The organism is Rhodococcus sp. D-46 (assembly GCF_011290655.1).
GTDB classification, from domain to species: Bacteria; Actinomycetota; Actinomycetes; order Mycobacteriales; family Mycobacteriaceae; genus Rhodococcus_F; species Rhodococcus_F qingshengii.
In genome coordinates this window covers 402,203-416,470 of sequence record NZ_JAANTF010000001.1, presented here as the reverse complement: position 1 = coordinate 416,470, position 14,268 = coordinate 402,203, and the positions used below count along the sequence as shown (strand labels likewise).

15 protein-coding genes and 1 other RNA gene are annotated in these 14,268 nt (G+C 62.7%); 6 read left to right on the top strand and 10 right to left on the bottom strand.

Annotated elements, in window-relative coordinates; all coding sequences use genetic code 11:
- Positions 1 to 23: 23 nt before the first annotated feature.
- The 3 genes from G9U53_RS02020 (at position 24) to G9U53_RS02010 (ending at position 3,339) form a co-directional block, all read left to right on the top strand.
- Complete coding sequence (locus G9U53_RS02020) at positions 24 to 845, top strand: GNAT family N-acetyltransferase (RefSeq protein WP_198174633.1); 822 nt, start codon at positions 24 to 26, stop codon at positions 843 to 845.
- A gap of 110 nt (positions 846 to 955) precedes the next feature.
- Positions 956 to 2,257, top strand: coding sequence for an HNH endonuclease signature motif containing protein (locus G9U53_RS02015; RefSeq protein ID WP_165638269.1), 1,302 nt, complete (start codon positions 956 to 958; stop codon positions 2,255 to 2,257).
- A gap of 101 nt (positions 2,258 to 2,358) precedes the next feature.
- Positions 2,359 to 3,339, top strand: coding sequence for an alkaline phosphatase family protein (locus tag G9U53_RS02010; protein ID WP_064688964.1), 981 nt, complete (start codon positions 2,359 to 2,361; stop codon positions 3,337 to 3,339).
- Positions 3,340 to 3,443: 104 nt separating this feature from the next.
- Here G9U53_RS02010 and ssrA read toward each other — a convergent pair.
- From ssrA to G9U53_RS01995, 3 genes are all read right to left on the bottom strand, one after another.
- Positions 3,444 to 3,814, bottom strand: a transfer-messenger RNA (tmRNA) gene (ssrA, locus tag G9U53_RS02005).
- A gap of 66 nt (positions 3,815 to 3,880) precedes the next feature.
- Positions 3,881 to 5,455, bottom strand: a complete 1,575-nt coding sequence (locus G9U53_RS02000; protein ID WP_075832893.1) for an SDR family oxidoreductase — start codon at positions 5,453 to 5,455, stop codon at positions 3,881 to 3,883.
- A gap of 20 nt (positions 5,456 to 5,475) precedes the next feature.
- The gene (locus tag G9U53_RS01995) at positions 5,476 to 6,423 is read right to left on the bottom strand and encodes an NAD(P)/FAD-dependent oxidoreductase (protein ID WP_165638268.1); all 948 of its coding nucleotides are present in this window, start codon (positions 6,421 to 6,423) and stop codon (positions 5,476 to 5,478) included.
- A 65-nt stretch (positions 6,424 to 6,488) separates the two neighbouring features.
- Between G9U53_RS01995 and G9U53_RS01990 the strand changes: the two genes are divergently transcribed.
- Complete coding sequence (locus G9U53_RS01990) at positions 6,489 to 7,073, top strand: XRE family transcriptional regulator (protein WP_165638267.1); 585 nt, start codon at positions 6,489 to 6,491, stop codon at positions 7,071 to 7,073.
- Positions 7,074 to 7,109: 36 nt separating this feature from the next.
- Here the strand turns inward: G9U53_RS01990 and G9U53_RS01985 are convergent, their stop codons facing one another.
- From G9U53_RS01985 to prfB, 7 genes are all read right to left on the bottom strand, one after another.
- A complete protein-coding gene (locus G9U53_RS01985; RefSeq protein ID WP_165638370.1) occupies positions 7,110 to 7,967 on the bottom strand; it encodes a DMT family transporter in 858 nt (285 codons plus the stop codon).
- Positions 7,968 to 7,975: 8 nt separating this feature from the next.
- Positions 7,976 to 8,449, bottom strand: a complete 474-nt coding sequence (smpB, locus tag G9U53_RS01980) for an SsrA-binding protein SmpB (RefSeq protein ID WP_003942330.1) — start codon at positions 8,447 to 8,449, stop codon at positions 7,976 to 7,978.
- Between the two features lie 76 nt (positions 8,450 to 8,525).
- Positions 8,526 to 9,431 (bottom strand): permease-like cell division protein FtsX, encoded by a 906-nt coding sequence (ftsX, locus tag G9U53_RS01975; protein ID WP_003942367.1) that lies wholly within the window; start codon positions 9,429 to 9,431, stop codon positions 8,526 to 8,528.
- Positions 9,432 to 9,512: 81 nt separating this feature from the next.
- A complete protein-coding gene (gene ftsE, locus G9U53_RS01970; RefSeq protein ID WP_003942294.1) occupies positions 9,513 to 10,202 on the bottom strand; it encodes a cell division ATP-binding protein FtsE in 690 nt (229 codons plus the stop codon).
- 62 nt (positions 10,203 to 10,264) lie between these two features.
- Positions 10,265 to 10,750, bottom strand: coding sequence for a hypothetical protein (locus G9U53_RS01965; RefSeq protein WP_165638266.1), 486 nt, complete (start codon positions 10,748 to 10,750; stop codon positions 10,265 to 10,267).
- Positions 10,747 to 11,631 (bottom strand): mechanosensitive ion channel family protein, encoded by an 885-nt coding sequence (locus tag G9U53_RS01960; protein ID WP_003942304.1) that lies wholly within the window; start codon positions 11,629 to 11,631, stop codon positions 10,747 to 10,749. The genes G9U53_RS01965 and G9U53_RS01960 overlap by 4 nt, the downstream gene beginning before the upstream one ends.
- A gap of 22 nt (positions 11,632 to 11,653) precedes the next feature.
- Positions 11,654 to 12,760: a peptide chain release factor 2 gene (gene prfB / locus G9U53_RS01955; RefSeq protein WP_003942364.1), complete on the bottom strand. Its 1,107-nt coding sequence runs from the start codon at positions 12,758 to 12,760 to the stop codon at positions 11,654 to 11,656.
- Positions 12,761 to 12,869: 109 nt separating this feature from the next.
- On the opposite strand from prfB, the gene G9U53_RS01950 reads away from it, so the two are divergent.
- Both G9U53_RS01950 and hisN read left to right on the top strand, forming a co-directional pair.
- A complete protein-coding gene (locus tag G9U53_RS01950; RefSeq protein WP_165638265.1) occupies positions 12,870 to 13,364 on the top strand; it encodes a carbonic anhydrase in 495 nt (164 codons plus the stop codon).
- 19 nt (positions 13,365 to 13,383) lie between these two features.
- Entirely contained in the window at positions 13,384 to 14,166 is a 783-nt protein-coding gene (hisN, locus tag G9U53_RS01945; protein WP_003942301.1) for a histidinol-phosphatase, read from the top strand.
- Positions 14,167 to 14,268 lie beyond the last annotated feature (102 nt).

Genomic DNA, 14,268 nt, shown 5'->3' with positions numbered 1-14,268 from the left:
ATGGGGTTCGTAGAATTTCTTTTGTGAATCGTGAAGCACTCGTCGGCGATGTCCTCGACGCCATGGACGCCAACTTGGTATCCCATGCCTGCCACCTGCATGAACACTTGCCGACGGGATCGGTCACGGTCTCTGCAGATGTTGTCGTCGCAGACAGCGGCCTCACCGACGACACTTTCAACATCATCGCTGGTGCGCGCTTCGCTGTACCTGCTGCTGAAGGCCCGGAAGAAGACCGACGACTACTCGACGTACTCGCGTGGCTTCGAGCAACCGGTCGTCCGTTCTCCTGGTGGACGGGTCCGCGCGACAAGCCCTCTGACCTCGGCGCTCGCTTGTCAGCCCTCGGCTGCGTGCGCTCCGAGGAAGAAAGAGCAATGACGGCAGACTTGGACGTCGTCCCACGCCCAACGCCTGTCGCAGAACTGTGCGTTCAGCGAGTGACGACTCGTTCGCAGCTCGCCGACTATGCCGCCGTGATGGCCGCCAATTGGTCGCCGCCCTCAACCGCAGTAATAGGTTTCTTCGAAGACACCGCCGATGACATCCTCGATGAGCGCTCGCGGAGTTCGTTTGTCGTGGGATACGCGAACTCCCAGCCTGTCGCCGGAGCCGAGGTCCATTTTGCCGCCGACGTCGCCGGACTGTATGGGGTCGTCACACTCGAAACGGCGCGCCGACGCGGATTCGGCTCGGCGGTCACCCTTGCCGCACTCGACATCGCCCGCGAGCGAGGTGCCCGAACCGCTGTACTTCAAGCGTCCAGCGACGGCGCACAGCTCTATCGAAACGTCGGCTTCGAGGATGTCGGTACCTACGCCGAGTACTCGATCGGCAGCGGTTAGACGTCCCCGCGGGGACGCTTTCCGTCCTCATCCACGGATGTGTGTCGGTACTGGCATCTATTATCGAACGTACATTCGAAACATTGTCGGACACGCGCCGGGGGGCAACGATGAACGCAGCACTGACCGATACCGCAGAACTGACCGATACCGCGGCACCGATCAATGAAGAAACGCCGGATTCCACCCGAAGCGACGTAGAGCAACTCGGCTCCGAAATCTGCGCTCTCGCCGGCCAGATCGCGGCGGCCACGGCTCGATTCCTCACCCTCCTGTCGAAGTTCGACGAAGACCGCGGCTGGTCCGGCCCTGGACTGCATTCATGCGCCCACTGGCTGTCGTGGAAATGTGGAATGAGCCTGCACACCGGCAGGGAATATGTTCGCGTCGCCAAAGCGCTCCGACCTTTGCCCGAGATGCGGAAGGCCTTCGAGCAAGGCCGGCTGTCCTACTCGAAGGTTCGCGCACTCACCCGGGTCACCACGCCGTCAAACGAACAGCAGATGGTTCGGTTCGGATGCGAGGCGCCCGCAGCCCAGATCGATCGTCTCGCCGCAGGTCTGCGTAATGCAACCGACAATGAATCCGGCAAAAGCAAAGCGCCCGAACATCTTCAGGTCCGCTGGCATTGGGACTCGGATACGGGCGAGTTTGTCATCAAAGGACGCCTGCCCGCACAGGACGGCGCCCGAATCCTCGCAGCATTGGCGGCGGCGGAACGTGAACGCACCCGAACCGCTGCCATCCGCCCTGTCGACGAGAAGGCTACAGAGAACCCGGCCGGAAATATCGGACCAGGACTCGTCGCGATGGCAGAGCTCGCCACCGCCGCAGTCACAGACCGCACGTCCAAGGCCGCCGCGAACGAAGTTGTGTTCTTCCACGAAGCGAACACCGTCCGTGTACCGAGTGGACCCGCACTCCCCCAAAGTGCCGCCGAGGAAGTGCTCTGCAACGCGAAACTTCGCCTGGGAACGACAAAGGAGGGATGCGTTTTGAATCTGGGCCGAAGGACCCGCGTCGTCAGCGCCAAACAAATGCTGGCATTGAATTACCGCGACGGATGTTGCCGCACACCGGGTTGCGGGCGGACTCGCTTCTTACACGCACATCACGTGAAATTCTGGGGACGCGGCGGAAATACGGACTTGGACAATCTGATCATGCTGTGCGGCACCTGCCACCGCGCGCTGCATGACGGCCAGTTCACGATCACTGCTCTCGGCGAGCAGAAGTTCGAGTTCCTTTACGCCAATGGTGACGTCATCGACCCAGCACCACCGACCGAGGGATTCGCTGATGGCCTACTGCGCGGAGACATACCCGACGACGCGATCATCCCAAGATGGGACGGCGAGCCCCTTCACCTCGATCACGCGGTCAGCGTCATCCTCGACGGTTGGGCCGCCTGAGGAAACATTGGTCTAGTCCAATCTGAATCTGCCGTGAACAACAGGACAACCCTCACATCCTGGTAGTGCAATTGGTCTAGTCCTATCGCAAGATGCTTAGCGTGACCAAGAAAATCGCACGCACCTCAGCCGCTATCACACTCCTCCTCGCCGGCGCTGTTGCTGCCGGAACTGCAACTGCTGCAGCAATTCCCGGATCGTCCGACCTCAATCCGTCGGCCGCCGAGAAGACAGTTGTCATCGGCCTCGACGGCACTATGCTCAGCCACATCAAGACCGCCGACGCTCCCCGCCTCCAGAAGCTGATCGCCGAAGGAACCAGCGGAGAATCTTCCATCCTCGGCCACACCACCATCTCCGGACCGTCGTGGTCGACCATCCTGACCGGAGTCTGGGATACCAAGCACGGAGTCAAGGACAACACGTACGCGGGCGCCCGCTTCGACCTCTACCCGAGCGTCTTCACCCGACTGGAAACAGCAAAGCCCTCCCTCCTCACCGAATCGATCTCCACCTGGGGCGGCATCGACAACATCGCCTCCAGTGGGACACCGAAAGCCGACGTTGTCGTCACCACGGCCGATGCAGGTTCCGGAGCGGCCACCGACGCTGCGACGGCAGACGCCGTCGCCCGCGACATCACAGACAAGGGACCTGACCTGATCTTCACCCAACTCGATCAGGTGGACGGCGCGGGACATAGCGGCGGCACCAACGGCGCTGCGTACGAAGAGTCCATCGCCTCGGTCGATGCTCAGGTGGGCAAGATTGTCGATGCCGTCGATCAGCGCGCAGCAAAGACCGGCGAGAAGTGGACTGTACTGGTCACTGCGGATCACGGGCACAAGCCCGCCGGTGGGCACGGCGGTCAGACACCCGCGGAAGCAACGACATTCGTCATAGCACGCGGCGCGGGATACGCGGCCGGTAAGAACAGAGACTCGTACACGATCGCCGACATCACCCCGACAATCCTCAAGAGCCTGGGCGTTGCATTGCCTGCCGATCTGGACGGCAAGCCGCTGGCCAAGGAAGCTCCCGGCTTCGTCGGCTCGGTCGACCTGGGATTCTTCGGCTCCTGATCGCAAGAAGACCCGGGCCACACGGCAGCGTGCCGCAGCAAGACAGCAGCAAAAAGGCAGCAAAAAGGTCGGGCCGGAGAGCGTGTGCTCTCCGGCCCGACCTGTTGTGGAGCTGCCGGGAATTGAACCCGGGTCCTACGTTGAATCGCTAGGGCTTCTCCGTGTGCAGTTCGCTAAGTCTCTACTTGGATCTCCCAGTCTCGCGAACAAGCCAGGATGACGATCCCAGTCACTGTTTGATGTCCCATCCGACTCCGTGACCGAGCCGAACAGTAAAGCCCTCTAGCTGATGCCAGGAACCGGGTCGAGGGCAACCCCGGGCTGACAGACACGCTTCGCTACTTAGGCAGCGAGAGCGTAGTCGCGCTGATTGGAATCGGCGCTTATAGGTTTGCAGCGACGCTTACGGTGGTCTCTTGCCTGCACCGACACGCTTCCCCTAACTCAACACACGCAGTCGAAACCGTTCAGCCCCGTGTGTGCCCCGCGTCTTTCGTGGGGCTATTCACTATAACGCGCCGAAGTTCGGAAGTCATACCAATTAATCGGCGGCACTTTCCGTGTCCTTCGCCCCAGCCGTTTCGTGCACTGCACCCGCTTCCTGCACTGCACCCGTTTCCTGCACTGCAGCCATCTCACGCTCGGCGGCACCGGTGATGTTGGTGATCATCCCCTGGAAGACGACTCCGTGGAAAGGCAGGATCGAATACCAGTACGCCCGACCCGCGAGCCCGCGAGGGAAGAAGACCGCGCGTTGATCGAGGTGGGAACCCACCGGCCGTCCGTCGGCACCGGCTGGGCCTTCTGATACTCGCAACTCCAACCATGCTCCGCCCGGGACCTTCATCTCGGCGCGCAATCGGAGCAACTTGCCTCGATCGATTTCTTCGACCCTCCAAAAGTCCAGGGCTTCGCCCGTGTTGAGCCGGCGTGGATCCCGCCTGCCCCGGCGCAGTCCGACACCACCGACCGCGCGGTCCATCCACCCCCGAATGGCCCACGCCAAAGGGAATGAATACCAACCGTTCTCGCCGCCGATCGACTCGACCACCGACCAGAGGGTTTTCGGATCCGCCGCGCAGTCACGTTCGCGATGATCGACGTAGACCGCTTCGCCGGCCCAATCCGGGTCGGATGGAAGAGGATCGGATGGAGCGCCCGCAATCGTTGCACCGGACCACGCCGTCTCCACCTCACCGGTGTCGATCTTTCGAAGTGCCAGTCGCACCGCTTCTCGATACGGCGTGAGGCCCTCGGCGGGAGGCGGGATGAAGCCGTCGATGTCGTGATTGTGCATCACCGCGTCGTTCTGCAGGGATTCGATCAGGGGCATCGCCAAACCTCGTGGGATCGGCGTGACCAATCCCACCCAGTGACCTGCCAGACGCGGGGTGAGGACGGGCAGGACGAGGATGCGTCGGCGTACCAATCCAGCGACGTCGGCGTAGGTGTTCATCATTTCGCCGTACTGCATGACATCCGGCCCACCGATGTCGAAGGCGCGGTTGACCTCCGGCGTCGTCGCCGCGGCGGCAATCAAATAGTGGAGTACGTCACGCACCGCGATCGGCTGAATGTTGTTGTGCACCCACTTGGGTGTGGTCATCACCGGAAGCCGATTGGTCAAGTGGCGCACCATTTCGAAGGACGCCGAACCCGATCCGATCACCACTCCAGCTTGGAACACAACCGTCGGAACCTCGGAGTCGAGCAGGATCCGACCGACTTCGAGCCGGGACTGCAAGTGAGTCGACAACTCTCGGTCGGACGGATGAAGCCCGCCCAGGTAGACGATCCGTCGCACCCCCGCATCGCGGGCAGCGGCGGCGACGTTCTCCGCGCTTCGCTTGTCGATGTCCGAGAACGACCCTCCCCCACCCATGGCGTGAACGAGGTAGTAGACCACGTCGATATCGTCGAAAACACCTGAGAGGGTGGCACTGTCGGTCAGATCCCCGCGCTTGATCTCCACGGAATCGTGCCAGGGAACATCGCGTAGTTTCTCCGGGCTGCGCACCACCACTCGAACTCGATGACCCTCTTCGACCAGGCGAGGGGCAAGACGTCCGCCGATGTATCCGGTCGCACCCGTGATCAACACTCTCACTGCGTCCATCACCCCACGCTACGCACAATTCAACTGCGAAGCGCGAGTGCAACCTCGAGGTCGTCGTTGGTCAACATCATGTTGATCCCCGCTCCGGCCTTCGCCCCGGCGGCTGCGGCCATGATGACCTGGGCACCCGGGTCCACGACATTGCCCGCGGCGAACACGCCGGGCACGCTTGTGGCCCCCATCATGTCGACTGTGACGAAATCGCCCATCATCGTCTCGGCGCGCTGCGCACCGAATGCGCGCAAGATCGCATCGTTGGGGTCCATCGTGAGGGCGCCACCGACAAAGACCGCCGAACGCGCGACCACACTGCCGTCGGCCAACCGCACGCCCACCAACCGATCATCCTCGACGACGGGACCAGCGACCTCACCCTCGACGATCGAAATATCGCGAGCTGCAAGCTTTTCCCGATCTTCGGAACTCAGTTCGGTGATTCGATGGAGGAAGAGAACCACGTCGTCGGACCACTGGCGAACCATGAGGGCCTGGTGCATCGCAAATTCCGCGCTCTTGGCGATCACGCCAAGCGGCTGATCGCGCACGCTGTACCCGTGGCAGTACGGGCAGTGCAACACGTCGCGGCCCCAACGCTCGCCGAAGACTTCGAGTTCGTCCGGCAGGCGGTCCGTCAGACCCGTTGCAACGAGGACCTTGCGCACCTGAATCTTGCTGCCGTCAGCCAGTTCTACCGAGAACTTCTCGCCGTCCCGTGTCACGGAGACAACGTTGCCGTCATGGAACTCGCCGCCGAATTTGCGGACCTCACCTCGGCCGATGGTCAACAATTCGGCGGGGTTCATGCCGTCGCGGGAGAGGAATCCGTTCATGTGATCGGCGGCCGCGTTCCGTGGTGATCCGTTGTCGAAGACGATCACGGACCTGCGTGCCTGACCAAGGATGAGTGCGGCGTTCAGCCCTGCCGCGCCGGCTCCGATTACTGCTACGTCGAATGAGTTCTGCGTCATGAATCCAGAATGACAAGAGATCGCATTCTTGACAAACACTGTTGCCACTTTGGCAAAATAGATCCATGACCGAAAAATCGTTCGAAGCCGTTCTAGCCGGCATCGGCCCTCGCCTGCGTGCGTTGCGCCAGCAGTCCGACATGACCCTGGCCGACCTGTCGGAGACCACCGACATCAGCGTCAGCACACTCTCGAGACTCGAATCCGGTACTCGCCGAGCCAACTTGGAGCTTCTGCTGCCGATTGCCAAGGCACACGGCGTCCCGTTGGACGACCTGGTGAACAGCAAGATCAAGGACCCCCGCGTTCGAGAAGAACCTCGAACGGTCGGATGCATGACGGTCATTCCGCTGACCAGTCAACCCGGCAACCTCCAGGCCTACAAGATGATCATCTCCCCCACCGACGACGATCGCGAACCGGGATCCCACGAGGGCTACGAGTGGGTCTACGTTCTGTCCGGGCGCATTCGGCTCCAACTCGGCGATCGTGATTTCATCATGGGCGCAGGCGAGGCCGCCGAGTTCGACACGCACATCCCGCACCGAATCAGTGCTGCCGACGGCCGGCCGGCCGAGGCGATCAGCCTCTTCGGAAAACAAGGCGAGCGGGTTCACCTACGCGCAGCGCCGGCTGACAGACGCGGCTGAAACGCTGGAACTGAAAACGCTGGAACTCGAAAAAATCTAGGCGCCCGCGACGGCAATCATGCCGACTGCCGCCAGCGCCAACAGCATTCCCGCTTGTTGCACGCGGCTTACCCGCTCGCCCAGCATCACCATGGCGAGCAGAACTGTCGCAGCCGGATACAGCGAACCGATCACGCTGACCAGTGAGAGCATTCCGCCTTGGAAGGCATAGATCATCGTCCCGTTCGCGACGACGTCGAGGACGCTGACATACACCGCGAGCTTGAGTGGCTCGCCTCGTGGGAGAACGAAGTGACCGGCCGCCAGCGCGACCAACCACACCACGACGGTCGCGGCACCTCGAGATACGGCCAACGCCCACAGCCCGCTGCCCTCGCCGATCTGGTGAAGTGCGATGAACGAGAGAGCAAATGCGCTACCGCTTCCGACGGTCAGAAGCGCCACTTGCCTGGTGAAGCGGAGGGTGATTCCGCCGGCAACCTCACCCGCCGCATCGTCAGGCGACTCGCGGCTGACCAGGACGACGGCGACCAGCGCGACGGCGATACCCAGGTACGCGATCAACCCCGGCCGCTCACCGAAAGCGAAGCCGACGAGCACCGGAATACCCGCCACCAGAACAGCTGTCAGCGGCGAGACCACCGACATGGGGCCAGTTGCCAGCGCGAGATAGAACCACCAGACCGCCAGACCACTCGTGACGCCCGCGATCGCACCCCAGATCAGACCGTTCAGCGTCAGCGTCCCGGATACGAAAGGTGCTGCGATCAGAACGATGACGAGCGAGAGTGGATACGAGACGATCACCACACGCAGTGCGGCAACTCGTCGTGACGCAACTCCCCCGACGAAGTCGCTGACTCCGTAGGCAACTGCCGCCACGAGGGCAAGCAGGATGGAGGTCAGCGCATGCCCTTGATACGACGACCGAGCTCGCGGGTCACCTCGCGCTCGGCGGTGCGCTTGGCCATGTCCTGGCGCTTGTCGTAGTCCTGCTTACCCTTTGCCAGTGCGAGTTCGACCTTGACCTTGCCGTCGTTGAAGTACATCGACAGCGGGACCAGCGTCTGGTTTCCCTCGCGGGTCTTGCCGACGAGGTGCTCGATCTCACGCTTGTGCAGCAGGAGCTTTCGGGTACGCCGTGGCGAATGGTTGTTCCACGTGCCTTGCGTGTACTCCGGAATGTGCAACGAGCGCAACCACACTTCGCCGTTGTCCACCGTGGCGAACGCGTCGACGAGCGACGCCTTGCCTTCACGCAGACTCTTGACCTCGGTCCCGACGAGAGCGATGCCGGCCTCGTAGGTGTCGATGATCGTGTAGTTGTGGCGTGCTTTGCGATTGGTCGCAATGACCTTGCGGCCCTTTTCCTTCACTGTCCGGGCCTCTCAGTCCGCTGTCTTGCTGTCGAATGGTTCTTGCTGTTCCAGCATAGAAGCTCGTGCAAACCGATTATTCGCGGACGTACAGACGCAGCGTCACGTACGCCGTCACCGCGGCCATTCCGACACCGGCAAGTACGAGGATCGGCGAGACGAACAGCACGTCACTGTTGGATATCCGCGCCACGATGTTCGCTTCGTAGACGTCGGACAGGACCCCGTCGATGAAGACGTTCTTCGCCGTGAACAGTCCGGCAATGGCGAGCACCGCACCGATCAAGGCCGCCACGACGGCTTCGAGGAGGAACGGAAGCTGGGTGTACCAACGCGTCGCGCCGACCAACCGCATGATGTTGACCTCGGTACGACGCGTGAACGCGGCGATCTGGACCATGTTGGCGATGAGCAGGATGGCCGCTATCGCCTGGACGATCGCGATCGCGAACGCTGCGTTGCGCACTCCACCGAGCACGCTGAACAGTCGGTCCACCAACTCGCGCTGATTGAGCACACTCTCGACGCCGGGCCTCGAACCGAAGGTGTCGTTGATGACGCCGAACCGCTCCGGGTCACTGAGCTTGACCTTGAACGACGCCGGGAAGCTGTCCGGGCTCACCAGGGCTGCCAGTTCGGGCTGGTCCTTGAACACGCGCTCGGTGGCGTCCTTCACGGCGTCTTCGCGGTTGAGGTACTGAACCGCGACGACGGACGGAGTCTGCTCGAGTTCCTTGCGCAACGAACTGCAGATCTCCTGCTCGCAACCGGGATCGGCCGAAGAGATGTCGTCGGTCAGGAAGATCTGCACCTCGACGCGTTCGAGGAAGATCTGCTGGGTCTTGCCTGCCATCTGCACGACCAGCAGACCGCCGCCGAAGAGTCCGAGGGAGATCGCCGTCGTCAAGATCATGGCGATGGTCATCGTGATGTTGCGGCGTAGGCCGGTCAGGACTTCGCTGAAAATAAAGCTGGCGCGCATCGGGGAATCCGATTCCTTCTCGAGAGGCCGGTTGTTTCACGACAACCGGTGGGCGTACGGGACGTGTGGTCGTAGTCGGCGCTACCTGCCGACGCCGTACACACCCCGCGCTTCGTCTCTGGTCACCTTGCCGAGATCGAGTTCGATGACGCGTCGACGCATGGAGTCGACGATGTGGTGATCGTGGGTCGCCATCACGACGGTGGTGCCGGTGCGGTTGATCCGCTCGAGCAGCAGCATGATGTCCTGGCTCGTTTCGGGGTCCAGGTTGCCGGTGGGCTCGTCGGCGAGCAGCACGAGAGGGCGGTTCACGAATGCGCGGGCGATGGCGACGCGCTGCTGCTCACCGCCGGAAAGTTCGGTGGGCAGTCGATCGGCTTTGCCGGCCAGACCGACCATGTCGAGAACCTCGGGCACAGTGCGCGCGATGACGTTGCGGGGCTTGCCGATGACTTCCAACGCAAAGGCCACGTTCTCGGAGACCGTCTTCTGCTGAAGCAAGCGGAAGTCCTGGAAAACGCAGCCCATGCTCTGGCGAAGCTTCGGCACGCGGCGGGCCGCCAACTTGTTGACGTGGAAATCCGCGACCTCGATGTCGCCGGACGTGGGCGACTCCATCTTGAGCAGTAACCGCATGAACGTCGACTTGCCGGAGCCGGAGGGGCCGATGAGGAAGACGAACTCCCCCTTCTCCACCTCCACACTGACCTTGTCGAGCGCCGGCCTGGTGGAGGCCTTGTAGGACTTCGACACATTCTTCATGCTGATCACAACTAGCCAGTCTAGCCGTTATCTAACGGTGACCTTGGCGCCACGCGCGAGCACCCTCGTCCTTATCCGGTACCGGTGGTCGCGGGTGACTGCGGCACAGACGTCGGTGCCTGCATCGCCGCGCCAGGTTGGGGAACGGTCGTCGTCACCGGAGTGGTCGGCACCGTGGTCGCGGACTGTTCGGCGTTGCCCGGCGCAGGCGCGGGACCCGAAGTCGGCGTCGGAGAACCTGAGCTGCCCGTGCTCGATTCCGGAGACTGGGTCACGGACGTAGTCGTCGGCTCGGTCGAGGACGGCACGGGGGTCGTCGTCGACGGTTTGACCGAGGGCGCGACGTAAGGCTCGGTCTGCGACGTGTCCACGCTGGGCGGTGGTGTCACTGCGGTCGGGTCCTCAGGATTGAGATACGTATGCAACAGATACGTCAATATCCACGCCACGATGAGAATGAAGGTAGAGGTTCGCATCCGGCCGCCGAAAATCCGGGACGGGAGCCAGTCCAGGTGAAACAGTCGGTCGAGTCCGCGGCGCGGTTCCTGATCGGTCATTCGCTCGCCTCCTCGGTCCGTACGGTGTGTAGATCCGGTGACACCGTGATCCCCTGACGTCGCAGTGCTGCGGCGACGCGGACGCGAAGAGCGCGTCCGACCTGGAACTGTTTGCCAGGGAGTGTGCGCGCGACCATCCGCACGTTGACCTGATCGACCTCCAGGCTTTCGACGCCCATGACCGTGGGCTCGTCGAGCAGCAGTTTCTTGAGTCCGCGGTCGGCCATCGCGTCGACTCCGACCTGGCGAAGCACCTCGTTGACCCGGGTGAGATCGGCGGTCGCCGGAACCGGAACGTCGATGACGGCGCGTGCCCAATCCTTGGACAGGTTGGTCGCTTTCACGATCTGGCCGTTGGGAACGGTGATGACCTCGCCGTCGGAGTTCCGCATCCGCGTCACGCGCAGGGTCACGTCCTCGATGACACCTTCGGCGTCGTCGGAGGAGCCGGTGATCGCAAGCCGGACGGTGTCACCGAAGCCGTACTGACGTTCGGTGATGATGAAGAAACCGGCAAGAATGTCCTGCACGACGCGCTGTGCACCGAAACCGAGCGCCGCACCGAGAACGGTCGCCGGCGCGACGAGACTTCCGATCGGCAGGTTCAGTTGGTCGAGAACCTTCAGCGTCGCGATCACGTAGATGAACGTGATGACCACCCAGGTGATGACCTGCGCGACCGAGTGACGATGCTTGGTCGCCTCGGAACGAACCAGCGCATCGCCCAACTGATAGTTGGAGTCGATCTGGTCGGTGACCTTGTTGCCTCCCCAACTGACCAACCGGGCGAGAATCATCGCCCCGAGCACGGTCATGAGGACGGACAAACCGGTGGTTTGAAGCCAATCGAGCAGGTTCTGCCCAGGTCGAAGTAAAGTCATCGTGCCTTTCGGTATCCGAACGCTATGCGGACTGGTTCTCGCTCATGCGCCAGCGGATGCCGGCCTCGAGGAACCCGTCGATGTCGCCGTCGAGCACTGCCGACGGGTTGTTGACCTCGTACTCGGTACGCAGGTCCTTGACCATCTGGTACGGATGCAGAACATAGGAGCGCATCTGGTTGCCCCACGAGCTGCCGCTGTCGCCCTTGAGCGCATCCATCTCGGCGCGCTCTTCCTGACGCTTGACCGCGAGCAGCTTTGCCTGCAGGACGCGCATCGCCGACACCTTGTTCTGGAGCTGCGACTTCTCGTTCTGACAGGTGACGACGATTCCCGTCGGGATGTGCGTGAGTCGAACGGCGGAGTCCGTCGTGTTGACCGACTGGCCGCCGGGACCGGACGAGCGGTAGACGTCGACGCGGATGTCGTTCTCGTTGATCTCGATGTGGTCGGTCGTCTCGACGACCGGCAGTACCTCGACCTCGGCGAACGACGTCTGACGACGCCCCTGGTTGTCGAAGGGACTGATGCGAACGAGCCGGTGGGTGCCCATCTCGACAGACAGCGTGCCGTACGTATACGGGCCCTTGATCGCGAACGTCGCGCTCTTGAGTCCGGCTTCTTCGGCGTACGACGTGTCGTAGACCTCGACGCCGTAGTCGTGCTTCTCCGCCCAGCGGATGTACATACGCATGAGCATCTCGGCCCAGTCTGCAGCGTCGATACCGCCGGCACCGGAGCGGATGTTGATGAGCGCGTCGCGCTCGTCGTACTCGCCCGAGAGCATGGTCTTGACTTCCATCGCCGCGATGTCGTCTCGCAGGCTCGCGCGCTCGGCGTCGGCGTCGGCCACCGCGTCGGGGCCTTCGTCTTCTGCCAGTTCGTAGAGGATCGGCATCTCGTCGAGTCGCTCGCGTAGTGCCACGATCCGGCGCAGCTCGGCCTGCGCGTGGGAGAGCTGGCTCGTGACCTGCTGGGCGTGTTCCTGGTCGTTCCACAGACCCGGGTCGGCTGCCTGGTGCTCGAGCTCGTCGATGCGTCGGCGCAGCTCCTCGACGTCCACAACCGATTCGCAGGTGCGAAGGGTGGTGTCGAGGGCGTTCAGGTCTGCAATTACGTCGGGATGCACGGTTCTCAAGGCTACCGGGTGCCGACCTCGGCCCTGCCGCCCGTCACGTATTGGGATCACCGGGACTGGAAGCCTTGCCAACCTCGCTCCGAGGGAACCTACTGGAACGATGACTGTCACCGACGAATACCTGCAGAACAACGCCGCCTACGCCGAGCAGTTCACCGGACCGCTCCCCCTCCCACCCAGCAAACACGTCGCCGTACTCGCCTGCATGGACGCCCGCATCGACGTCTATCGGGTGCTGGGAATCAAGGAAGGCGAATCGCACGTCATCCGCAATGCGGGTGGAGTCGTCACCGACGACGAGATCCGATCCCTGGCCATCAGCCAGCGTCTGCTGGGAACTACCGAGATCATCCTCATCCACCACACCGACTGCGGAATGCTGACGTTCACCGACGACGACTTCAAGCGATCCATCCAGGACGAGATCGGCATCAAACCAGATTGGGCTGCCGAATCGTTTCCCGACATCGACGAGGACGTCCGTCAGTCGTTGAAGCGCATCGAGAACAGTCCGTTCGTCACCGCGACGACCTCCCTACGCGGATTCGTCTTCGACGTCGCAACCGGAAAGCTGAACGAGGTCCTCCCCGATTGAGCCGGTAGGTTGTGTACCCGTGACCGATCGCGCATCCGACCTCGCACTCGCCCTCCGTATCGCCGACGAGGCTGACGCGATCACTCGCGCCCGCTTCGGCGCCCTCGACCTTCGAGTGGACGACAAGCCGGACCTCACCCCCGTCTCCGACGCCGATCTGGCTGTCGAGCGAGCAGTGCGCGCGACGCTCGGTGAGCATCGTCCTGCGGATTCCGTACTCGGCGAGGAATTCGGCGGCGACGCAGTCTTCGAGGGCAGACAGTGGGTGGTCGACCCCATCGACGGGACCAAGAACTTCGTCCGCAACGTACCGGTGTGGGCCACGCTGATCAGCTTGCTCGAGGACGGCGTCCCGGTCGTCGGCGTCGTGAGCGCACCTGCACTGAATCGGCGATGGTGGGCTGCAACAGGTTTGGGTGCACATACTTCCTTCGGAGACAGTGATGCGCGAGCGATCCAGGTATCCGCCGTCGATCGCAGCGAGTCAGCGAGCCTGAGCTTCTCGAGCCTCTCGGGGTGGAAGGACCGCGGAATTCGCGATCAGTTCGTCGAACTCACCGACCACGTCTGGCGCGTGCGCGGTTACGGGGACTTCTTCTCCTACTGCCTCGTGGCCGAAGGCGCCGTCGACATTGCTGCCGAACCCGAGGTTTCCCTGTGGGATCTGGCAGCGCTCGACGTATTGGTCCGTGAGGCCGGCGGCGCGTTCACCGATCTGGACGGCGGCGCAGGTCCGCACGGCGGCAGCGCGGTCGCCACCAACGGACTGCTGCACGAAGACGTTCTGGCCCGCCTGCGGTAACCACCCGACTACCAGAACATCCCACCCGCCGCAAGGGTCCGAGGGAGGAGTTCCGACAGGCCCGTCGGCAGGATTCGGCACGACATCTCGGCCCGTTGACTG

What these genes read in the sequence shown, in the direction of transcription:
- G9U53_RS02015 (WP_165638269.1), top strand. Translation starts at nt 956, where the DNA reads ATGAACGCAGCACTGACCGATACCGCAGAACTGACCGATACCGCGGCA.
- G9U53_RS02000 (WP_075832893.1), bottom strand. Translation starts at nt 5,455, where the DNA reads ATGGACGCAGTGAGAGTGTTGATCACGGGTGCGACCGGATACATCGGC.
- G9U53_RS01995 (WP_165638268.1), bottom strand. Translation starts at nt 6,423, where the DNA reads ATGACGCAGAACTCATTCGACGTAGCAGTAATCGGAGCCGGCGCGGCA.
- G9U53_RS01990 (WP_165638267.1), top strand. Translation starts at nt 6,489, where the DNA reads ATGACCGAAAAATCGTTCGAAGCCGTTCTAGCCGGCATCGGCCCTCGC.
- ftsX (WP_003942367.1), bottom strand. Translation starts at nt 9,431, where the DNA reads ATGCGCGCCAGCTTTATTTTCAGCGAAGTCCTGACCGGCCTACGCCGC.
- G9U53_RS01965 (WP_165638266.1), bottom strand. Translation starts at nt 10,750, where the DNA reads ATGACCGATCAGGAACCGCGCCGCGGACTCGACCGACTGTTTCACCTG.
- G9U53_RS01960 (WP_003942304.1), bottom strand. Translation starts at nt 11,631, where the DNA reads ATGACTTTACTTCGACCTGGGCAGAACCTGCTCGATTGGCTTCAAACC.
- G9U53_RS01950 (WP_165638265.1), top strand. Translation starts at nt 12,870, where the DNA reads ATGACTGTCACCGACGAATACCTGCAGAACAACGCCGCCTACGCCGAG.